This is a genomic window from Pedobacter sp. ASV1-7 (genome assembly GCF_040203335.1).
Lineage (GTDB): Bacteria > Bacteroidota > Bacteroidia > Sphingobacteriales > Sphingobacteriaceae > Pedobacter.
The window spans coordinates 543518-566473 of the sequence record NZ_JBEHBV010000001.1 but is presented as its reverse complement, the minus strand read 5'-3'; the positions used below and the strand labels follow the sequence as shown (position 1 = coordinate 566473).

At 36.6% G+C, this 22956-nt stretch carries 21 protein-coding genes; 8 read left to right on the top strand and 13 right to left on the bottom strand.

From position 1 onward, the window contains the following. Positions 1 to 45 precede the first annotated feature (45 nt). Positions 46 to 267 (bottom strand): AtpZ/AtpI family protein, encoded by a 222-nt coding sequence (locus tag ABDJ41_RS02465; RefSeq protein ID WP_349784156.1) that lies wholly within the window; start codon positions 265 to 267, stop codon positions 46 to 48. Between the two features lie 105 nt (positions 268 to 372). On the opposite strand from ABDJ41_RS02465, the gene porW reads away from it, so the two are divergent. From porW to uvrC, 3 genes are read left to right on the top strand one after another with little or no spacing between them, the layout of a single operon-like run. After that, on the top strand, positions 373 to 3150 hold the full coding sequence (porW, locus tag ABDJ41_RS02460) for a type IX secretion system periplasmic lipoprotein PorW/SprE (RefSeq protein WP_349784155.1): 2778 nt from the start codon (positions 373 to 375) through the stop codon (positions 3148 to 3150). Position 3151: 1 nt separating this feature from the next. Next, positions 3152 to 5371 carry a transglycosylase domain-containing protein gene (locus ABDJ41_RS02455; RefSeq protein WP_349784154.1) on the top strand — a complete coding sequence of 740 codons (2220 nt, stop codon included), beginning with the start codon at positions 3152 to 3154 and terminating at the stop codon, positions 5369 to 5371. Between the two features lie 24 nt (positions 5372 to 5395). Further along, complete coding sequence (gene uvrC, locus ABDJ41_RS02450; protein WP_349784153.1) at positions 5396 to 7198, top strand: excinuclease ABC subunit UvrC; 1803 nt, start codon at positions 5396 to 5398, stop codon at positions 7196 to 7198. Here uvrC and ABDJ41_RS02445 read toward each other — a convergent pair. Then, complete coding sequence (locus ABDJ41_RS02445) at positions 7195 to 7599, bottom strand: DUF4345 domain-containing protein (protein WP_349784152.1); 405 nt, start codon at positions 7597 to 7599, stop codon at positions 7195 to 7197. The genes uvrC and ABDJ41_RS02445 overlap by 4 nt on opposite strands. Positions 7600 to 7712: 113 nt before the next feature. Further along, positions 7713 to 8312, bottom strand: coding sequence for a Crp/Fnr family transcriptional regulator (locus ABDJ41_RS02440; protein ID WP_349784151.1), 600 nt, complete (start codon positions 8310 to 8312; stop codon positions 7713 to 7715). An 87-nt stretch (positions 8313 to 8399) separates the two neighbouring features. On the opposite strand from ABDJ41_RS02440, the gene ABDJ41_RS02435 reads away from it, so the two are divergent. Next, positions 8400 to 8921 (top strand): DinB family protein, encoded by a 522-nt coding sequence (locus ABDJ41_RS02435; RefSeq protein ID WP_349784150.1) that lies wholly within the window; start codon positions 8400 to 8402, stop codon positions 8919 to 8921. 31 nt (positions 8922 to 8952) lie between these two features. Here the strand turns inward: ABDJ41_RS02435 and ABDJ41_RS02430 are convergent, their stop codons facing one another. From ABDJ41_RS02430 to ABDJ41_RS02385, 10 genes are all read right to left on the bottom strand, one after another. Continuing rightward, positions 8953 to 10239 (bottom strand): hypothetical protein, encoded by a 1287-nt coding sequence (locus ABDJ41_RS02430; RefSeq protein ID WP_349784149.1) that lies wholly within the window; start codon positions 10237 to 10239, stop codon positions 8953 to 8955. A 3-nt stretch (positions 10240 to 10242) separates the two neighbouring features. Beyond that, positions 10243 to 11487 (bottom strand): OmpA family protein, encoded by a 1245-nt coding sequence (locus tag ABDJ41_RS02425; RefSeq protein WP_349784148.1) that lies wholly within the window; start codon positions 11485 to 11487, stop codon positions 10243 to 10245. A gap of 7 nt (positions 11488 to 11494) precedes the next feature. After that, positions 11495 to 12109, bottom strand: coding sequence for a YceI family protein (locus ABDJ41_RS02420; RefSeq protein ID WP_349784147.1), 615 nt, complete (start codon positions 12107 to 12109; stop codon positions 11495 to 11497). A gap of 275 nt (positions 12110 to 12384) precedes the next feature. After that, complete coding sequence (porN, locus tag ABDJ41_RS02415) at positions 12385 to 13335, bottom strand: type IX secretion system ring subunit PorN/GldN (RefSeq protein ID WP_349784146.1); 951 nt, start codon at positions 13333 to 13335, stop codon at positions 12385 to 12387. Positions 13336 to 13343: 8 nt separating this feature from the next. Then, positions 13344 to 14885 (bottom strand): type IX secretion system motor protein PorM/GldM, encoded by a 1542-nt coding sequence (gene porM / locus ABDJ41_RS02410; RefSeq protein ID WP_349784145.1) that lies wholly within the window; start codon positions 14883 to 14885, stop codon positions 13344 to 13346. A gap of 47 nt (positions 14886 to 14932) precedes the next feature. Continuing rightward, positions 14933 to 15742, bottom strand: a complete 810-nt coding sequence (gene porL / locus ABDJ41_RS02405) for a type IX secretion system motor protein PorL/GldL (protein WP_349784144.1) — start codon at positions 15740 to 15742, stop codon at positions 14933 to 14935. Positions 15743 to 15783: 41 nt separating this feature from the next. Next, positions 15784 to 17151 (bottom strand): T9SS ring complex lipoprotein PorK/GldK, encoded by a 1368-nt coding sequence (gene porK, locus ABDJ41_RS02400; protein WP_349784143.1) that lies wholly within the window; start codon positions 17149 to 17151, stop codon positions 15784 to 15786. A gap of 167 nt (positions 17152 to 17318) precedes the next feature. After that, positions 17319 to 18089 carry a uroporphyrinogen-III synthase gene (locus ABDJ41_RS02395; RefSeq protein ID WP_349784142.1) on the bottom strand — a complete coding sequence of 257 codons (771 nt, stop codon included), beginning with the start codon at positions 18087 to 18089 and terminating at the stop codon, positions 17319 to 17321. A gap of 22 nt (positions 18090 to 18111) precedes the next feature. Continuing rightward, positions 18112 to 19104, bottom strand: a complete 993-nt coding sequence (locus ABDJ41_RS02390) for a DUF4271 domain-containing protein (protein ID WP_349784141.1) — start codon at positions 19102 to 19104, stop codon at positions 18112 to 18114. A gap of 42 nt (positions 19105 to 19146) precedes the next feature. Continuing rightward, positions 19147 to 19977: a universal stress protein gene (locus ABDJ41_RS02385; protein WP_349784140.1), complete on the bottom strand. Its 831-nt coding sequence runs from the start codon at positions 19975 to 19977 to the stop codon at positions 19147 to 19149. A 378-nt stretch (positions 19978 to 20355) separates the two neighbouring features. Here ABDJ41_RS02385 and ABDJ41_RS02380 point away from each other — a divergent pair, with 378 nt between their 5' ends. The 4 genes from ABDJ41_RS02380 (at position 20356) to ABDJ41_RS22955 (ending at position 22937) form a co-directional block, all read left to right on the top strand. After that, positions 20356 to 21030 (top strand): DUF6266 family protein, encoded by a 675-nt coding sequence (locus ABDJ41_RS02380; RefSeq protein WP_349784139.1) that lies wholly within the window; start codon positions 20356 to 20358, stop codon positions 21028 to 21030. Between the two features lies 1 nt (position 21031). Further along, positions 21032 to 21670, top strand: a complete 639-nt coding sequence (locus ABDJ41_RS02375) for a DUF6266 family protein (RefSeq protein WP_349784138.1) — start codon at positions 21032 to 21034, stop codon at positions 21668 to 21670. Positions 21671 to 21948: 278 nt separating this feature from the next. Beyond that, on the top strand, positions 21949 to 22827 hold the full coding sequence (locus tag ABDJ41_RS02370) for a hypothetical protein (protein ID WP_349784137.1): 879 nt from the start codon (positions 21949 to 21951) through the stop codon (positions 22825 to 22827). 8 nt (positions 22828 to 22835) lie between these two features. Further along, positions 22836 to 22937: a hypothetical protein gene (locus ABDJ41_RS22955; RefSeq protein WP_502930318.1), complete on the top strand. Its 102-nt coding sequence runs from the start codon at positions 22836 to 22838 to the stop codon at positions 22935 to 22937. Positions 22938 to 22956: the final 19 nt, after the last annotated feature.

The following is a 22956-nucleotide window of genomic DNA, read 5'->3' as shown; positions in this document are numbered from 1 at the left end:
CAGTAAATTTTCACAAAAGTATATATTTACAATGGGTTTAAATAATCATTCATTTTTATTTAGTTGCCTTACTACCTGATACAAAGATAAAACCACTCCCAGCAAACTTAGTACTGCAGTAAAAATAGGTGTCTTACTATTTCTATAGGCATCAATTTTATATCCCGCAAAAGCAAACAGTCCAATTGTCACCAACATCTGAAAGCTAATAGAAGTATATTTTGCAAAATTATTTAGTCCCTTTTTGGGCTCTTTTAGGTCTGTCATAAATCCGCTTTTTATAAATAAAAAAGGTTTTGTTAAGAAGTTATTGCCGAATAAAATACTTTTGCATATAATGTTAATATTAATAAGCTTTAAATCTCCCTATAATTGAAAAATTACGCTATCCGCAATTTAAAGGTAATACTATTTACTTTAAGTGCCTGCATCATCTATTCATGCGGTACCCAAAAAGACAATGCAAGTAGCAGAAGCATTCAGAATTTAACTGCACGATATAACTACATATACAATTCTAATGTTATCATTACCACACATCAGCAGGAACTTGTAGAAAACCACAGAGAGAATTACGACCAGATTCTTCCGGTTTATCTGGGGCCTGAAATAGATAGCAGTTTTATTGTTAAAGATGTTTCAGGAGGTAAAGGAATTGATGATGTAATCAAAAAAGCAAAAGTAATCATCCTTGAGAAAACCTATAGTAACTACCTTGATGAGGCTTACATTCTATTAGGCAAGGCACAATTTTATAAAGGCAACTATTTTAACGCTGCAGAGTACTTTAGTTATACTACTAAAAACTATAGTCAAAATACAAAAAGCTATATCGAGGCCTTAAACTGGAAAGCACGAAGTTTAATGCAAATAAGAAGATTAAGTGAAGCTGGTAAACTATTGGACACTTTGTCATATGCCATTGCCGGACTTAAGAAAAATACTTCCGAACCATTAGCAACATTGGCACAGATGGCTATATATCAGCATAAATATCCTGAAGCCATTTCCTTTCTGAAAGATGCCATCAAGGCAAGTAATAATAAACCGAATAAAATCAGGTGGACATATATCTTAGCTCAGCTTTCGGAACAGCAAAAAAACTTTGAAAATGCATTATTATACTATCGCAAAGTTGAGAAAAGCAATGCACCATTTGAAATGTATTTCAATGCTAACTTAAACCGTATCAAAATAAATGCCTTATCTGTTGGTAAAAGACTAAACAGACAGGAAGAATTGCTTAGACTATTAAAGGACGATAAGAATACAGACTATAATGACCAGGTGTATTATCAGATTGCCGAAAGCCTGACAGCCGATAGCGATTTCGAAAAGGCAAAAAAATATTATAACCTCTCTATTCAGAAAAGTGAGAAAAACCAATACCAAAAAGGCCTGTCCTACTTAAAAATGGCAGACTTAAACTTTAAACATATACATAACTATCTAAATGCAAAACTGTATTACGATAGTGCAGTTAACACTTTACCAAAAAGCTATCCTGGTTATGATATCATTCTTAAAAAGAGCCAGAACCTCGAATATCTAACCAAGCGCTATCAGATTATTTCAAAAGAAGATACACTACAGGTCATTGCCAGGCTACCAGAGCGTGACCGTAAAGCTAAGATTGAAGCTATTTTTAATCCTGTAGTTGAAGTTGCTGCAACAGCACAAGATAACACGACAAGTAATCCTTTTGGACTAGAAACGACTACCAGGAACAAGTCTCAAAGCCCTAGTACTTTTTATTTCAATAATTCTGGAGCTGTAAGCTCAGGATATTCCAATTTTAAAAGGAAATGGGGCAATCGTAAACTGGATGACAACTGGCGACAAAGTATACGTTCATCAGCACAAGCTACTACTCAAGATATCACCAGAAATATGAACGATGGGGTGATAGCTCAGGATAATCAGGCTATACAAGCTGAACCAGATAAAACTGCATTTATTAAGGAGTATACAGATGCAGTACCAACCACGCCAGAACTAATTACAAAGTCGAATCAGAAAATTATCGATGCCTATTATGATATTGCCAGTTTCTATCTTCAGAAACTAAATGACCCAGAAGAGGCTGAAGAAGTATATCAGATATTATTAAACCGCTTTCCAAATAACAACCATTTGGCAGCAAGTTATTATAGTCTTTTTTTAATTACTAAAAATAAGGATGTAGCTCTTTCAAATAATTATAAGAATAAAGTTTTAAAGGAATATCCTAATTCCGTATACGCTAAAACTATTCTTGACCCTTCGTTCTCTCTGAAACAAACAGAACTGGAAACTGTCATTAATAAACAATATAATGAAACCTTTGAGCACTACCAAAAGCGCGACTTTCCAGGAGTGATTCAAAAGGCTGGTGAGGTCTTACAAACTAATAAGGATAATTATCTATCACCACAATTCGCTTATTTAAAAGCAATAGCTATTGGTCGTACAAACAATGTCGACTCTCTTATGACTGCTTTCGAAGGGATTACAACATCATATCAGGATGATAGAATCATCACTCCATTGGTAAGGGAACATATTGCCTATATCAATACTCACATTGCAGAGTTCAAAAGTAGGAATATTGCCTTACCTGATTCTGATCCAGGCGAACCTCTATTCCAAGCTAAGCAACCTATTGCAGCACCTGCAAAAACTCAACAACCAGATGTTAACAAACAGCCAATCAAAAAAACTGAGGCTATTGTATCTACCCCACCTGTAATACCGGTTGTAGAAAAAAAACCTGAGCCAATTGTTCCACCTCCAGCCCCTAAAGTGCAGCGCATTTTCAGTACAGAAACCTCAACTACTTACTACTATGTAATTGATGTTGCAGACGCCTCTTTAACCCTCAGTTCTTCACGTTTTGGTATCGGTCAATTTAACCGGGGCAATTATTCTGAAGCAGGTTTAAAGCATCAATTAAAAGAATTTGACAATGATCAGCTAATATATGTAGGGAACTTTAGTAATTTTGACGACGCAAAAACCTATGCTGAAGGTATCACGCCATTGTTGGGCAGGATCATGAAAGTGCCAGCCAACATTTACAAAGGCTTCATCATCAGTAAAGAAAACTTTGATAAATTAACCAGTAAAGATTTGTTAAACAAATACCTGGAATTCTATAAAAACAATTATTAAGATGAAGAATCAACTTTCGAAAGAAGATATCAGAAAGTACAACTTTAGAATATGGAAACTATTAGCAACAGGAATTGTATTGTTTGCACTATTTATAGTATCCATAGGATTTGGTCTATTTGGAGAACTCCCTTCTTTCAGAGATATTGAACATCCAAAAAGTAATCAGGCATCCGAAGTACTGGGAGAGGATAACAAGGTATTGGGTACTTATTTTGTACAAAACAGATCTGATATCAGCTACCAGGAGATTTCTCCTAATGTAATTAATGCATTAATTGCTACAGAAGATATTCGTTTTAAGGAGCATTCAGGCATCGATTTTAAACGTACTTTCACTATCTTTTTATACGCTATTGTAGGGAAAAAACAAGGTGGTAGTACCATTACACAACAATTGGCACTCAACCTTTTCTCCGAAGAAGGAAGACAGAAAAATATTCTAAAACGTATTCTTCAAAAATTTCAAGAATGGGTGATTGCTGTAAAACTGGAACGGAACTATACTAAGGAAGAAATTCTTGTGATGTACCTAAACACGGTAGATTTTGGAAACCAGGCTTATGGTATCAAATCGGCCGCAAGAGTATATTTTAATACCACTCCGGATAAACTGACCGTTTCCCAATCGGCCACCTTAATAGGTATCTTGAAAGGTATCAGCAGATACTCTCCTACCCGTAATCCAGATCGTGCTCTTGCCCGTAGAAATACAATCATGGGCCTGATGGCTAAAGCAGATATGCTTAGTTCTGAGGAACTTGAAAAGCAAAAAGAAAAACCACTTGGATTACGTTTTAATGCTGCGACTGTAAATGACGGTATTGCACCATACTTCAGAGCTGTGCTAAAGAATGATATCAAGAAGATTTTTCAAGAGCGTTCTATCCTTAATAATGGTGTCCCTTATGATCTGGACAGAGATGGCTTAAAAATTTATACAACCATAAACTACGACATGCAGGTTTATGCTGAAGAAGCTCAGAAAGAATACATGAAAACCTTACAAGCAACATTCGAGAAAAGCTGGAAAGGTAGAAATGCTTTTAAAGGCAAAGAAATGCAGATTGAGCAGGGGATCAAGAGATCTGATCGATATAAAGCACTTCAAATGGAAGGTAAATCTGAAGCGGAGATCAAGGAAGACTTTAATACACCTACCAAACTCAGCATCTTTACCTGGAGAGGTAACATTGATACTTTAATGAAACCAATCGATTCAGTAAAATACTATAAAATGTTGCTTCGCAATGCCATGATGGCGATGGATCCTCAAACAGGATTTGTTAAAGCCTGGGTGGGTGGTATCAATTACGAGCATTTTAAATACGATCAGGTAAAAATGGGAACCAGACAAGTAGGTTCAACAGCTAAACCTTTCACTTATGCAGTGGCAATTGAAAACGGGTATTCACCTTGTTTCAGTGTATTAAACGAACCTGTAACTATAGAAACTCCAGGAAGTCCGCCATGGACACCAAGGTCTTCCGGTACAGTTCCCGGCTATCTGACACTACAAAAGGCGTTAGCATTATCACAGAATTATATAGCTGCTTACTTAATGAAACAAGTTGGTCCAACAGCTGTAGCTACATTAGCAAAGAAAATGGGCATTACTTCTGATGTTCCTGCATTCCCTTCAATCGCATTAGGCTCATTCGACGCATCGGTATATGATATGGTGGGAGCTTATAGTGTTTTTGCCAATAAAGGAATATGGACCAAACCAACTTATATTGTTAGAGTAGAAGATAAAAACGGCGTTGTTCTTTACAGCGAAAAACCTATCCCAAGACCCGCAATGAATGAAGAAGTTGCTTATGTAATGACTCGTATGTTAAGAGGAGTTGTAACCAATGGTACAGGATGGCGTTTAGCTGGTAGATACGGCGTTAAAGCACCAATAGGCGGTAAAACAGGAACTACACAAAACAACTCTGATGGTTGGTTTATGGCAATAAGTCCGCAAATTGTAGCCGGTGTATGGACAGGTTGCGAAGATCGTGCATTTCACTTTACCAGCACTGCAGGTGGTGATGGTGCGACAACGGCATTGCCAATCTTTGCTGGTTTTATGAAACGTGTTTATGCCAATCCTAAACTGAAAATTGCGCAAAAAGACTTCGAACCACCTAAAAATGGTGTTTCAATTACTTACGATTGTAACCAATATCAACAGCAGGAACAGCAGACTGAGCTTGATGAAAAACTAGGTTTTTAATACCCTGAACTTATTTCCAAAACCATGAGTGCTTTCGATTATAAAAAGGCCTTGATCGATATTCCCCATAAACCGGGTGTTTACCAGTATTGGGATCTGGAAGACAAACTCATTTATATTGGTAAAGCGAAAGATTTAAGGAACAGGGTTGGCTCCTATTTCAATAAGGATAACCAGATGAACGGTAAAACCAGGGTACTGGTTTCTAAAATCCGTAAAATTACCTTTACTATAGTTGATACCGAAATTGATGCCTGGCTATTGGAAAACAGTCTGATCAAGAAACATCAGCCCCGGTATAACATCATGCTCAAAGATGACAAAACTTATCCATGGATTATCATCAAAAAGGAGCCTTTCCCAAGGATATACTGGACAAGGAAAATGATCAAAGATGGTTCAACCTATTTTGGTCCTTATGCTTCTGTAGGTATGATGCATACTATCCTCGATCTGATCAAGGAAACCTATCCGCTTAGAACATGCAATCTGCCACTCACGCCTAAAAACATTGAGGATGGAAAATTCAAGGTATGTCTGGAATATCAGATCGGTAATTGTAAAGGACCTTGTCAGGCATATCAGTTAGCTGCAGATTATGATTCAAATATCGAAGAGATTAAAGATATTCTGAACGGTAAAATTGGTAATGTAATCAAAAATGTAAAGCAGGTTATTAAAACTGCTGCAACAGATCTGAACTTCGAGCTTGCACACCAATATCAACGCAAATTGCAGGTGCTTGAAAAGTACCAGAGCAAATCTACTGTAGTAAACAGTGCCATAACCAATATTGATGTGGTGAGTATTGCTTCTGATGAACGATATGCTTTTGTGAATTACTTGAAAGTAATGAATGGTAGCATTATCCAGACACAAACTATCGAGATTAAAAAGCGTTTAGACGAAACTGATGAAGAGCTGTTAACCATTGCGATGGCCGAGTTCCGCACCCGGTTTAATAGTACCTCAAAAGAGGTCATTGTACCTTTTGATATCGTACTTGAAGATGAGAACCTAAAATTCACAGTCCCAAAACTTGGGGAAAAGAAGAAATTACTGGAGCTATCTCAGAAAAACGTTTTATTCTTTAAAAAGGAGAAGCTCAATCAATATGAAAAGTTAAATCCTGATTTGCGTACAGACCGGATTCTGACTCAAATGCAGAAAGACCTTAGTTTGACGAAATTACCAAAACATATTGAGTGTTTCGACAACTCCAACTTCCAGGGTGCATACCCGGTATCAGCTATTGTTGTATTCAGAGATGCAAAACCTTCTAAAAAAGATTACAGGTTTTTCAATGTAAAAACAGTTGAAGGCCCGAATGATTTTGCAACAATGGAAGAAGCTGTGTACAGGCGATATAAGCGCATGTTGGAAGAAGAGGAGACTTTGCCTCAACTCATCATCATAGATGGTGGCAAGGGCCAGCTATCATCTGCTATGAACAGCTTAAAAAAACTAGGCATAGAGAAGCGTGTAACGGTTATTGGCATAGCGAAAAGATTGGAAGAGCTATTCTTCCCAGGTGATCCTTATCCCCTTTATCTTGATAAGAAGTCTGAGACCTTAAAAGTTATTCAGCAACTACGTGATGAGGCACACCGATTTGGCATTACTGCTCACCGAAAAAAGAGAGATAAAGGAACACTCAAAACAGAACTTGAACAAATACCTGGAATTGGCAAAACTACTGCAGATAAGCTATTACAGCACTTCAAATCTGTAAAAAAGATTAAAGAGGCAGGAGAAGCAGAACTGGATAAAGTGCTTAATAAAAAGCAGGCAAAAGCGCTGTTGAACTATTTTCTAAATCAAATTTAACGATGTCTGGTGACCAAGTAAGATAACGTAAGGCAGGAAATTCCGAAAAAGAGTTCTATTACAAGCCATTGCGTTCCAAATTCTCCCAATGGACCATCGATAGCCCATGTCAGCACTCTTGAAACTGAATAAAGCAGCCAAAACATGGATAAAAATCTTAATGTTATGGTTAAACCCGTAGACCAGAGGTAGCAAAGTACCGAGACAACAAATAGTCCAGTGCCACCATAAACTCCCCTAATAGAGCTCAGAGAATCGGTATTCGTAAGTTTTTCCCGTACCAATGCCATAACCTCTCTTGGATTCAACCAAGCCATAAATGAGACATAGACTAAACTGAGTAAGGATAGCAATACCAATCCATGTCCCAAATAGCCAATTATTTTATTCTTTGTATTCATATCCCCAAAGATGCACTTTCACTATTTGTAAAACATTGGTAATTACCAATGTTTCACAAATAAAGCCACCAGGCTAAGTCCCTGTTCAACAGATGTTTGTCGTAAAGTTAATGCTAGATAATAATCTTATTGATGAACTTACTAAAGTTAGTGGGGTCAATTCCTAAATAGTTTGCCAAATATCTATGGGGTACGATTTGTAACATATGAGGACTTCTTTTCATAAAAAGTTTAAACTTTTCATCTGCTTTAAGACTTTGGATTTCCACCAATCGGTGCAATAATCCCTTTATGTTATGGGAAAGCGCAAGATGAACAAAGGTGCCAATTGAACCATTTTCCTTAGTCGATTGAAGGAATCTGTCTATTGGTGCCCTTAGAAGTACACTTTCAGATAGTGTTTCGAAAAAATAGTTAGAGCTGGTTTGTGTCATCGCGGAATCTAAAACTCCACTAAATGAATACGGATAACTAAAGATGATCGTGGCTTCTTTTCCTTCTTCTGACAAATGATATATACGCTGAAGGCCACCAAGAACAAAATAAAGGTAAGGCTCAACTTCTCCTGGCCGTGTTATTGTCTTTTTTTTGGGTGCCTTTATACAGGTCCACAACTGGCTAAATTTTGCCCATTCTTCACTTGTAATCGGGCTTATCATTTCCATGTTCTCTTTCAGAATTTTTAGCTGTTCTTCTGTAGGTTTCGACTTCATAATGAATAAATTTAGGGAAATAATTTATTTTTATCTGTCAAACCAGCTTGCAAGGACATGATCATACAGACGCAAAAATTGTTAGAAATGCTTTCGGTTCTAATACAAGAGCACTTGGAGACAGTAAATCAATTTATCGAAATGCCGGAAGAAATCCTTTCCAAAAGACCAGTTACGGGAGGCTGGACTGCTTTCGAATGCATCGAGCATCTAAATATTTACGGGCGGTATTATCTTCCTAAGGTTAAATCAGGATTGTCTTCTGCCCCGGATAAAGAAGATAGCATGTATAAGAGTGGTTTGATGGGCAACTATTTCGTAAACATAATGCGCCCTTTCCCCCACGGCAAGAAGATGAGTACTTTAAAAAAAACAGATCCCAAATTTCAAGTCCTTGATATCTCGGCAGTTCAGGAATTCAGGAATCAACTATTAGAATTACAGGAGCTGATTCAGATTTCAGGCGGGAAAGATTTAAGAAGTAAAAAGATCCCTATGTCCATTTTTCCAATTCTGAAATTACAGATCGGAGACATTTTACAGATGGTAATTTATCACAATGGGAGGCATCTTGATCAGGCCCAACGGGTTTTAAGTATCGAAAAATGAGGAGCGCAGTTATTGCGCTCCCTGGAAACATCTATGGGTTAGTAATTAATCTTGCCCTAAACTTGCCTTCAATTTCCTTTTTAGGAGGATTATAACTTCCTATTTTCCAAACATCTGCTTTGAACTCACCTTCTACATATCCGTCTCCATACCTGGTGATTTTTACAGATCCCTCAGAATGGACCTCGCCACATTCAAAGCAATTGGATTTTGAGGTTGTCCAGGAATTTAGCTCAGCTTCATCAGTACCCAAATCAATATATGCCTTATTGTAATCATGACCATATGGATAATTTCCTACGCCTTGTGCGGAAGGAATAACTAAAGCAATACCATAGTCATTTTCAAGCTGCGCATTTAGGGTAAAATTATTCGAATATATCATTACGAAACTCTCCCCATTTTGAGGAGGTTTATTGACCAATTGCTTTCCATCAATCTTAACTATCATATAATCGTTGGGGTTGACTATAATAGGAGTGCTCATCATAACAATCTCTTTCCGCTTACTTTTATAAAGTGAGAGCGGGACAGATACACTGACTTGTGTTGGATTTTCTGCAGGCACCTGTCTTGGTGCTGTATAAATGCAATTTGCTCCATTTGCCTTGATGGTGCCCTTTCCATACCCTATAGACCATTCAAGTGCCGAAATTTGTCCATTGTATTCCGTAAGTTCGCCTATAGGCTGATCTTTTGTTAATGGGCCTAATAATGCACCCAAATGCCACATTAAGCGAAGGTTTGATGTTTCTTCAACAGAAACTTCCTCTTTGCTCACTTCTAATTCAAAAAGTAATACCAGCATCCAATCACTAAAGTGTGTGGTCTTTACCGTTAATTTCTTTGCATCTTTATCCAGTTCAGTATCGGAAGCCAAATAATGATGACCTTTTTTATCCTGATAAGCCATAAAAAGCAAATCGCTATCCCCTGGCTCAATATCTGCATCTTCAAAGTCAAAGGTGATACTGATAGGTTTTTGGAAAGTAACATCTTCAGGCAGTAGGCGATAAGCTATTCCCGGGCTGCCTTCTAGTGTATTTGTAATTGCCTGTATACTGAAATCGACAGGTTTGGTGATGGTACCCGCAGGAACAACTATTTTAACCAGCCCATCTTCAGAAACCAATGTCCCACCTTCAGGACCAATAGTTTTTATAATAACCTGTCCTAGAGGCGTTCCAAATGGCCTCTCCATCGGGAGGGCTCCTTGCCCATTTCCATTTTCTGTATTTTCTACTGAATCCTTTTTTGAACAGGCACCCATTCCTATACAGAGAAAACAGAGAACGATAAATTTTAGCTTTAATTTCATATTTTAAATCTTTACAAACTCCACACGTCTGTTTTTTGCTTTTTCTTCAGGTTTACCATTCATTGCAACAGGCTCAGCATCACCTTTTCCTGCAGTTTCTATACGATTTTCTTCAATTCCATAGTTGTCAGTCAGTTCTTTTTTCACGGATTCTGCCCGCTTTTGAGAGAGCGTCATGTTTAGCTTTGGATCTCCATCACTATCCGTATGTCCTATAACTTTTATCCGCAATAATTTATCCTGCTTCAGCGCAAAAGCTACGTCCTTTATTACACCCTCGCTATCTGACTGTATTTTTGCCGAATTGGTGACAAATAAAATGGCATTACTTTCCAATCTACCCACGGTTAAAAGCTTTGAACGTGTATCCGCCTTTCCATCTGCAAAGCGTAGATTAGAAATATAATAGCCCAGGTCATTATTTTTGTAATTGGAAAATTCCATTTCCAATCGCATTTGATTCAGTACACCCATAATAGGAATGGCTTGCGGAAGGTCGAGAACTTTCTCCTTGTCGATCCACACCCGAATTCTCTCCTTCTGGATATCCATCGCTACATGTAAAGGTATACCGACCCGTGCGATGAAATCAGGAATACTATAATTTTCAGTAGTCATTTTACTTTTATGATCCTCCAGAGATGTCAGTTTTACGCGAAGGTTGTCTCTGTAAGGATATAAGGTAATATTGACATTATTCTTTGCAGAATACTCATTCGACAGTATGTAACCTTTATTACCCCTGTCATATAATCCGATCTTTAGGGCCGGAAATAAATAGCTCCCATTTTGCGGATAATTCAAAATCACATCAAATTCCACTGTATAGTTTTCTTTGAGTTTAACCGTTGGGCTTAAAAAAGTGCCACTATATAGCCGTAACCATTTACATGAAACATCATTAAATGTTACGATTTCCCCCTTTGCCTTTGTATACCACTGTAAAGGGAATTGTCCGGTAGCATCCTGCGAAAAATCCTCTTTCAATAATACAGTACTCCCTGGCTGAAAGTCATATATAGCATTTTGTTGTATGCCTCGTTGCCGGTTGACGGTCGCAGAAGAACCCTCGCTTTGATCATCCTTTTTACGGGATTTGCCTTCGAGCAGCTGATCTGTTTTTTTGTCAATGACTTTCTCTGTAACACTGGTTACTTTTTGTTTTAATCTACCAAAGATACTTTGACCAAAAACGGAAGTGTTACTGATGCAAAACAAAAGTATAATTATGTGTTTTGATGACATCATGTTTTTTTTATTTGGACTTTATCAATGCGAGTCTAAGTTTAATGTTAACGTCCGGAAAGATATACAAGGGTTTCTCGGGGTCGCTGTCCATCATCATCCCCCATTTTGTTCTGTCGATCTTAAAGTTTGCTTCAACAAATAAGCTTTCCTTGTTTGTTGTAATTTTGGCAAGAAAAGAAATAGGATGAGTTTGGCCAAGCATAGTAAAATCACCTGTGAGCAAATAATTGGCACCTGCTATAGCCTCTTCATCTTTTCCATAATAACGATCGCTTTTGGTAAAATGGAATTTTGCATTCGGGTGGATCGCCATATTAAAAAAATCAGCGCTTTTTAAGTGATCTAACAATTGCTGTTTTACTGCATCCTGCAGATCGAAATTTTCAATGGATGAAATTGGTATCGTAAAGTCTCCGGACTTTACTTTTCCATCTGCTCCCGCTACCAAAACACCTGATACCTTAAATGATCCTATATGGAAATGATCAGTTGCGGATCCTTTCCATTCTATTACAGATGCACTCTCATTTATTTTATATGTTTCTGTTTTTTCAATTTCTTTTCCGCACGATGCAACCATCAGGAATCCAGGAATTATAATACCCAGTAGAATTCTTTTCATTGTAGACGTTTTCATTTTTGCCTTTTTCATTTTTTTATACAATTAATGTTTAACGACGGCAAAACTAGGGCAACCTAATGTCGAAAACCTTGGTAACTACCAAGATTTGTTTCGGATGTGAAAAAATCTAACAGGCTTAAAAAGATAATACTGATCAATCTGACCCAAAAAGAAAATGCCCTCAAATAGTTTGACACTATTTGAGGGCATTTTCTTTTTGTTTTTTTTTATCTTAAGCTTTAGGTATACGCTGGGTGTTTAATTTCTGTTCCTAACTAATACTCCCACAAACTCTGTTCGTAGTCAGAAATAGATTTCTTAATCCTCTCTGATTCATATAATTTTCTCGTGTCTTTAGGATCTGTCTGACCTAAGATATCAACTATATTTTTGTTAGCTGGATTTGTTTCCTTAACAATATAACTAGAAAACAGACGTCTCACAAAGAAGTCATCAAAAGTAAGTTGTGAAGCATCATTAAGCGGATTTGTTAGTCTCTGTTTGCTTAACAGTTCTCTTGCATCATTAAAATAAATCCAGAATACTGGTTGCCAGTTACCCTCTACCATTTTCATTGGAGCAATACCAACAATTCTAGGTTCAAATATGGAACGCTTAACATCAAGAATCCAATCCTCTTTGATACGATATTTCAAAAACTCATCAGAACGCAATCTTCTCAATTTTGGTGCAGCAACTTTACCTGTTACAGCATCAGCTTCACCTTCTACTACACCCCTTGCACTTTGTAAAGCCTGTTCAGTAGTCAGGGCTATTCTAAATGAATCATTATCTTCCAGAATTTTACCTGCTGTAGTATCCTTGGGAGAATAAGCTGTAAGTTCTTCATTAGAAATAGCTTCCAACAGAATATCTATCAATTTGGCATTTTCAGCTTTCAGCACAGAATTAATAGTATCCCTTAAGTCAAGCTCACGCCAAACCCTTTTCGAATAATAAACATCCTCTTCACGTACATCTGCAAAAGGCACCATCACATTGCTGTCGATATCCATTCTCACTGAAAAACCATCCTTCGGTGGAGTTTTTATCTTCACTTTGGCTTTTTTAACTGTATCAACAGGAACAGGCAGTGCTGCTTCCTTAGGAGCAGTCTCTACAGCAGTTTTTACTGCAGGCTTAGCGGCCTGGTTTCTGCGTTGCGCAAAAGAAACTGAAACTGAGCACAAAAACACGAGTAAAACTGTATATAAAACCTTTTTCATCTTCTCTTCTATTTAGCAATAAATGTTATTCCATCTAAAACCTTTTGTCTACCATCAGGTCCTTCACAAACTATATCCTTAAAGATGATCGTAGCCCCTGGTTTAAGAGAGTTTATCGCACCTTTAACTTGTCCCCCAAAGCCGCCACCACTGTTTAAAATAGTAACTGCATCAGAACGTGGATTGATAAATGTAGCTGAAAATCTGATTACTTTAAATTTAACATCAAAAACGAAATCTTCCAGTTGAGTATCAATAGAACCTGCACCTTCAATCCATTCCAAAGGAACATTACCACCAGATTTACCTTTAACATTTGCTCTTGGTGTAGGTAAAGCTTTAACTCTGAACTGTTGTGAGCCTAAGTTTAGCGATTTCCCGCCATTATTTGCAGAGACATTGATGCTTAATGTTTTTCCAATCTGATCACCACCTACGTTTACAGAATATTGCCCGCTACCAACTTTCGACATAGAGCCACCGGAAATGCTTGCATTTACACTTTCCAATGGAAATCCTGCTGCTGAAACAGAGAATGGGTTTGGAATACCTGCATAAATTACATTCATTTTATCAGAAGACACCGTTGCCGATGGTTTTGCTACCTGGTAACTTTGTTCTGCAGTAGGATATTCCTTTACAGTGCCATCCGTTTGTTTAACGCGGATTACGCCTTTCCATTTGAAAACTCCAACACCTGATGTACTACCAGTATAAGTTCCTTTACCATCTTTAACAGCAAGTCCATTTCCCCCTACAAAAATCTCAGGAGTAGAGCGGCTATCACTAGCCGTTAAAAATACCTGAGCAGTATAAGGCTGTCCCTGTATCACATAAGAACTAGGTGCTACAGCAACTGCTTCAAACTGATCCAGATTAACCAGTGCTTTATCCATATTACCGAATAGTTTTTTAACTATCTCAGCTTCTGCATTTTTAACATCCGATTGGATTTTCGTCAGGGTTGTATTAGCAGCAGTAAGCGGCATCCCCTCACCGAAGTTAATATCTTCCCACTTTTTATTCCCATTTATATTCTTTTTAGCATCTAATGCTTCCAATGTAAATGTGATGTGTTCACGATCCTCTTTATCCAGCAAATTGATGAGATTTTGTCTGGTCTCATTGATCTTAGCTTTAAGTTTAGCACCTTCTCTGTCATTGATCATGATACCCTGAGCGATGTCAAGATTTGATCTTTCTACAAGATCGCCAGTTTCCTCATCAATACCACCACCTGCTTCTTTGAATCTTTCCTTAAGCTTTTCAACATAATTATTCAGTTCATCAGCATAAGCTTTTGCTTTCTGTGCTTTTTCCCAGATAGGTTGTGCCCTTGCTGGTTCATCTTTCAATTTTGTATTCTGAAACGAAGTGAATAGCTGATCAATGCTAGTACTAACATTAGTTTTAGAACTAACTAAACTATCATTGAAATTCTTAAAAGCATTTAATATAGTATCTGAAACGTTTAAGGCAAGCATAGCTAACAATACCAAATACATGATATTGATCATCTTCTGCCTTGTTGTTTGTTTTCCTCCGGCCATTTTATAATTAGGTCTGTCTGGTTAAATAATAACTAATTGATTACTAATTATACACGTGGCTGATTCATAGCAGATAGCATATTGCCATAAATCGCATTTAGTGAAGATAAGTTTTTAGCTAGTTTACCAACTTCTTCTTTAAACTGTTTCGAATCTTCCATAGACTCATTGAAGTTGTTCATTGTTAATGATAAGTTCTGATAGAATTTATTCATCGATTTCAAGTGAGCACTTGAGTCCTGAAGCTCCAATTCATAAACAGCATTTAATGCTGAAAGATTTTTAGCCAATGCATTCACCTGATCATGATAAGCGGTTGCACCAACATTGCTTTCACCCATTTCTACTAATTGAGAAGTTGCTTTTTCAAAAGCACCACTTAAAGCATCGAATTTAGAGGAAGCCGTTTTTACTTTATCAGTAAATTCGTTTGTAGCAGTTGAAGCGTCAGCAACATTAGATATTGTGGCTACTTTATCTCCAAAAGTACGCAGGCCATTGCCCAGGCTTTCGATCAATTCAGGGCCAATCTTAGCGTCCGTTAACATTTTATCTAAAGCCGAAGTAGAAGAAAAACCTGCTGCTGCAGCAACTGGTCTTGCTGATGCTTTAGGCAGTTCACCATCAAAATCATCTCTTAATTCAGGATAAACTCTTTCCCATGCAGGTTCAGGTTCAGGTTGAATAAAACCTGTAAGTGCAAAGAGAATAGCTTCAACTCCAAGCCCGATACCAATCATATAGTTTCCCCAAACACCACCAAGGTGAAGGATTTTGAAAAGTGCACCAAGTATTACTACACTGGCACCGAGCGATATTGCCAAGTGCATCTTATCAAATTTTTTGTTTGCAGCCATTTTTTTCGTTAATAAGGATTTAGATTATGTTTTTTATTTTTTTAGTTTCTATAGTTGATATCAGTACCGGGATATGAGCTAACACATCTGAAACCGATATATGATCTGGCCTGATCCTGATATTCGTAAGTACCAACAGAGTTTTGAAGGAAAAAACCAATATCTTTCCAGGATCCACCTCTTACTACTTTACGCTTCATGTATTTACTATCACCCGCTTTAGCTACATACGTAAAGTTAGGATTAAAGTCTAGCAACATTGGTGCTGCAGATTGATTGTAAGCAGTGATTGTCCATTCAGCAACGTTTCCTGCCATGTTATACAAGCCGTAATCATTAGGAAAATAAGATCTAACGTTAACCGTATACAAGCCACCATCATCAGAGTAATTTCCACGACCAACTTTAAAGTTTGCCTGCATACATCCTTTTGTGTTACGTACATAAGGACCGCCCCATGGATACTTAGTTTTTACATTACCACCTCTTGCTGCATATTCAAACTGCGCATCACTTGGCAATTGATATTCAGGTCTTGAGTTTGCTGGTAATTTTCTTGATTGAGCTACTGATTCATAGAAACGTGTACGCCAAACGCAAAAAGCACTTGCCTGTTCCCATGTAACACCTACAACAGGATAATCATCATAAGAAGGGTGATTAAAATAAGTTTTCACCATCGGATCATTCTGTGAATAAGAATAATCTACTTTCCATACCAATGTATCCGGATATACCGCTACCGAAGGATGGTGATTTGGGTTCGACGGATCTGGATTATCCGTATAAGTGATGATAAAATCCTGTCTCTTTTTTGAGGGATCTTTTCTGCCTTCCAATGCGAGATCAGTACTTACATAGCTATAAGCATATTTCAGCTTTCTGATGTCAATTTCATTTTTACCTGGTAAAGCATCTGCTCCGGAATAATACATATCCCCAAGTTTGTCGCCCATTCCACCTTTCTTTTTACTCCACAGTAAAGAACCGTTTCCAACCTTTTTCCAGTCAATATTTCTGTTTGCGCCCAGAGCATCAGCTCCATCAGCCCCTTTTGGAGCTTGTATAAAGAAACCTGGTGCAGTTGTAGGCCCTAAAGTAGTAACAGCGACAGAATCTCTAACCCAGTTCACAAACTGCCTGTATTCGGCATTTGAAATCTCGGTTTGATCCATAAAAAAAGCACTGAATGATGTCATCCTGCTTGGAGAACTTTGTGTATTGTTAATATCCTCATCAGACATCCCGATCAATGTTCTGCCTGGTGGAATATACACCATACCCAAAGGAATCTTATTATTCCTGAATTTCTTATTATAAACACCTACCAGTTCTCCCTGCCCCCCTTTTCCACAACTAGAAAATAATGCAGCAACAATAATAAACGCACCGAAGTATAAATTTCTCATATTAGCGTTAAGCAATTTTATAACAATTTTATCAATAATGATTGATATAAACAATTATTAGATGATAAAAATATGACCTAATGTTAGAAAAACAAGCACATAGCCAATTTTAAACACGCAAATATAACGCATTCGAAACTTATTAAACTATAATAAAAAGAAAAAATTTATTTGTTAGATTTCTTTATATAATTCTCAATTGCCATTATCATTGAAGGTGCCTCTGGTGAAGGTGCAGCAATGTCAACAATAAGCCCGGCATCAGTAACAGCTTTATGTGTACTTACTCCAAATGCGGCAATGCGTGTATTGTTTTGTTTAAAGTCCGGAAAGTTGGTATACAAGGATTGTATACTTGATGGGCTGAAGAATGCTATAATATCATAGAATACCTCTGCAAGGTCAGATAAATCAGATACTACAGTTCTAAATAATACTGCAGGAGTTAAATCGTATCCACTTTTTTGCAGGAAGTTCATCGTTGCTTCAGTTGCTACATCCGAACATGGGTAAAGGAATTTTTCATCGGCATGTTTCTTTAATACTTCTGCTAAATCTGCTGCAGTTTGTTTACCAAAGAATATCTTTCTCTTTCTATATTGAATGTATTTTTGCAGGTATAACGCAGTAGACTCAGAAATACAGAAATATTTTAAATCTGCAGGCACGTCATATCTCATTTCTTCACAAATTCTAAAGAAGTGATCTGCTGCATTTCTACTAGTAAAAACCACAGCTGTAAAATCACCTAAAGCAATTTTATCTTTTCTAAAATCTCTGGCGGGAACGCCTTCAACATGAATAAACGATCTAAAATCAATTTTAAGGTTATACTTTTTTGCCAAATCAAAATATGGAGACTTTTCAGTTTCCGGCTTTGGCAAGGTAACCAATATACTTTTAACCTTACGTAACCTATCTTCTGTCTTTTCTTGCATTTTTATTTACCTAATTACAGCGTTATAGTCCTATTGCCTTGATTAATATTAATATAGGGCAGATTTCGAGGGCACAAAAGTACAAAAACAAATAGACTTTTGAAAACCTGTAATGAGATAAAATGTTAACTCCAGCTCTTATAAATTGAAAAACAAACACAATTATTAATAGAATAAAGGAAATTGCAATGTAGTAAGGTCCATACTTTAAAGGAGATAAGGCAAAAGCGATCACTAAAGGAATAAACATGAGCGCAATATTAAAATAACTCAAATATAATATGGAAACATACTCGTTTATCGGCTTTTGAATGTTAAAAAGGTAACCTAGCATTCGTAAAAAAACGATTTTAAGCACATAAAGAACAACAATAAGTATAGAAATACTTAAGTAAAAACGAAACCCACTATCGGAAAACGACATGTGATAATATTGTGTTACCAGATAGAAGAACATTCCTATCGTAAAACCAAATTGTACAAACAGCATTAAAAAAGGCCACGATGTAAAAAGGTTATCTTCTTTATTCAGATTATTTAATATTCTATTACTAAAAAAAGATTGCACGATGGTTTGTAATTGTTTAGAAAAAGATACTTTTAAGGAAGCGAACAATACCAGGAGCAATACAATAACCCCTAGTACCCAAAGGTTTCCCTTTGGTACTGGCATCCCCGTTCGGTAATGACTAAATTTTTCTGAAGTTCTATAATCTTTATAGCGATTAAACAGGTCAGAACGGCCATATACTTGCGCCTTTAAAATACTATCAATAATGATATTTTTATCTACTATAGAGTCAGGAAGAATCCAGGTATGTGAAATGATAGAATCCGTCACAAACTTCTGTCTCGCTAAAAAAGCGGCATCACGAGCAACTCTTTGATAATAAATCTTTTTTGCCAATGCAGCACTGTCAATTAAGGGCAATGGGTTTACTTCCTGAGCTTTTACACAATTAAGACTCAATACAAAAAGTAAGCAGTAGACAAAAAAGGCCGGCTTTAAAATCATTGCTACAAACTTAGATAAAAATCGGCAATACTTGAAGTCAACCTATTCTGGAATCACCATTAATGGAACAGTAACTTTTTCAGCCACCTTATGGGTATGACTACCTTTAAAGATCATTTCAATAAAATTTCGGGACCGATGTAGCATTACCAACATATCTACCTGTTGTTCACTACACATCGCACATAAGCCATCATCCGCCTGATCATGTTCCATACAACTATAAAAAATAGGATAATTGCCCTCATTGGAAAGTTCTGTCAAAAATACTTTCTCAATTGCTTTTTTATTTTTGATCTCTCCCTTGTGTATATGCGCTAACATAATAACTGCCTCCATTCTTTCTGCTATAGGAATCAAACGATAAACATTATCCAGGTCTCTCTTATGATCTTTATAATCTGTAGCAAAAGCTATTTTCTTCACATCAGATAAAGGCGCCTCTTTTGGAACGATGAGTAAGGGGCAGTTGAGGGATTCAATCATACTTTTACAATGGTTCTCTACTAAAAATCGACCAAAACCTGTACGGTGTGCTCCAATTACGACTATAGAAAAAGTTTGCATCTTTCTTAAACCAGATACAACTTCTAAAAGCTCACCTAATGAGGCGAAATAGTCAATTTTTGGATAAAATGCCATGTGATGATCAGAGTCTTTCAAACGCATTTTTAACTTCCTCAATTCGTCTAAACTATTGTCAACAAGTGCACTATTAGCTTCTATAGGCCATAAGACATTTGCTTTATCTGTTAAATTAACAGCATTGCACAATAAAACATTAGTTTTTAAACATTTCGCCAAATGGTATCCATATTCAACTGCATGGTTACCAGTTTCAGAAAAATCAGTCAATAACAATAACGGACTCATAGTTTATCAATTAATATTCAGACAAATAACTTGTTCAAAGTTAGCCGTTTCAGTAAACTAAATTATGATGGTGATCATACTATAACCTGATTGTAATCAAAAAAAAGAATGAATCAGGGATAATCAGGGAATAAATTAAGGGTTGCTTTACCCTTGCTTTACCTTTCCTTTACCCTTGCTTTACCGTTGGTTTACCCCTAGGCTAAAGGAACCCTAAAGAAACCCTAAAGGAATGGTAAAGTAATTAGTTATTTATTCCCTATTTATTCTTTAGTCATTTTTAACTTATTGAAAACTTTATCTATTGAATGATATTTATGATATTATAACAAAGCCTCAACATTGAGGAATTTTAGCCGACCAGATATTATTAATGTTATGGGGATTTTAAATAATGGCCCACATGGCCCTTTCAAAGGAAGGATAAACAATACCGTTTATTACATGTTAGGAGACAAAAATGTGTCTCGGGAAATTGGTGTAAGTACTAAACCACGCACAGTCCCTCAACTTAGAAACCAATTGGTAACGAGATTATGTAGTTTATTTTTCTGTTCTGTAAAGGACTTTATAGAAACAGGGTTTAGCATCAAAGCAAGAAAAGCAAAAGACAATTCATATAATCAAGCAATAAAACACAATAAAAGAGATATTTTTATGGGTGATTATCCTGATTTGGAATTTAACTTTGAACAAATCTTATTGAGCAAAGGTGATTTAAACCACGCAGAAGATTTGGAAGTTATGCAAATCCCATTTGGATTGCAATTTAACTGGAAGACTGATCCTAAAATGGCCTGGCCAGATGCAGCTGACCAGGTAATGCTATTAGCCTATTTCCCTAAGCACAACCGGACAGAATATGAACTGTTTGGGAACAGCAGAATTTCTGGAACAGCATCTCTAGAAATACCACCTAGCTTACACGGAGAATATATGGAAACCTATATGTCTTTTATTTCAGCCGACAGAACTCAGGTTTCCGATAGTGTCTATACTGGCGGGTTTAATAAACGCGAAGGAACTGATTATTCATTGTTATTAAGGTCATAATATGGGTATTTTAAAATCAGGGCTTCATGGTCCCGTTCGCAATAAAACAGGGCCTTCAGTCACACGTGTTCACAGAAACATCAATGTGGTTACCGCTGCATATAGGAAAAGTAATAATCCGCCAACTACCGAACAAATGGAAATTCAAAGGAAATTTGGTCTATTGAGTAGTTTTTTGAGTCATATTGATGATCTGATCAAAACTGGATTTAAACATTACTCAAAAGGAAAAGATCCTGTAAATGTAGCTTATTCATACAATTACAACCATGCTTTTGTAATTAATGAAACAGGCATTGTTCTGAATTATCCAGCCCTTAAATATAGCAGAGGATATATTGCTGAATCAGAAAGTCCGGGTTTACTGGCTTTACCCGAACAAATAGAGTTTAGCTGGCTACCACAGAGACAATCTAATTATTGTCAATATACAGACCTGGCTACTTTCCTGGTATGCAACCCGATAAAAGAAACGGTGATGAAGCAGGTTGCTGTAACGGATCGTTATGAGCAAGGATATCTCCTTAACACCCCAAAAAGCTGGGCTGGTGATGTTGTTCATTGCTATATGAATTTTTCCTCTAAAGACAGAAAACTCCAGGGTAACAGCTCTTATGTGGGAGAAATATTATGCATTTAAACATCTGGAAGAAAAAGGGTCAATTCGAAAATAAATAGAATGAACAGGTCTCCAAAGACTATTCTAACTGCATTTATTCAAATTAAATATTAGATTAGTATAACCTATTCCCTTTTGTGCTATGCGTTTATCGAAATTAAATATGTATCATTTTACCTATTCTACTATTTTGTCATAACAACACACAAGCACAGTCTAATCTAATAAAAGCAGAGAAACAGAGACTTTCATTTGTTAAGGATAGTATTAGTTATATTAATTCCTTAAACCGTTTGGGGATGCTTTATCATATGAAGAATGTGGACACTTGTCTTTATTATGGTATAACGGCCAAAGAGATAGCTACAAGATTACAGTACCAAAAAGGAAAAGCAGATGCAGATAATGTTATAGCATCTGTACTTTACATCAGGGGGATGTACCAGGAATCTCTTCAACTTTACACCAATGCATTATCAACTTATAAAGCCCAAAAGGACAGTTCAAACATTTGTCAGGTAATAATGAACATGGGTAATGTTTATATAAGTCTGGGCGATACTGTAAAAGGTCTTGGTTTTTTCCGTAAGGTTATTAAAACAGGAAGAAGAGACAGCATTATGAGTCTTGTATATGCTAATTATTGTATCAGTAACTCAGCGCTTTCAGATGACAGTTGTCAGTATTATATAAACAAGACCCGGGAAATTGCTTCAAAATATAAAGACCACAGAGTATTAATTGCAGTCCTTGATCTAGAGTCTAGTTTGTTATTAAGACAAAATCGCCATAAGGAATCTTTAAAACTACTCGATAGTGCCTTGTATGAAGCAAGGAAATATGAACTTGACGATCAGGAAATTTACTTACTTAGTTCCTATACACAATATTATAAAGACCAGCCAGATAGTGCTTTAAATTATGCCTGCCGTACTTATCATCTGGCTAAAGAAAAAGATTACATTTTGGATTTAATCCCGACATTGAAGATTGTTTTAACCTATACAGAATTGTCAGGCGATAAAAATAAAATTATTCATGTCCTTAAATTACTTGAAGCCGAAATGGCCGACGAGTATGAGAAACTGAAAAAATTCGTTGGGGATTACATTAAGTATAATACCATACAGAGTGACAATACAGTTTCAGCTCATCTACTAAACATGGAGCAGGGATAGCACTTTCTATGTGTAAGGATTTTGTTCAAAAGCTTGGAGGGCAAATATGGTCTGCAAATGCAGAGCCAAAAGGTGCCATATTTTTCTATACAATTCCACAAAAGCTTTGAAATCACAAATGGAACAGTT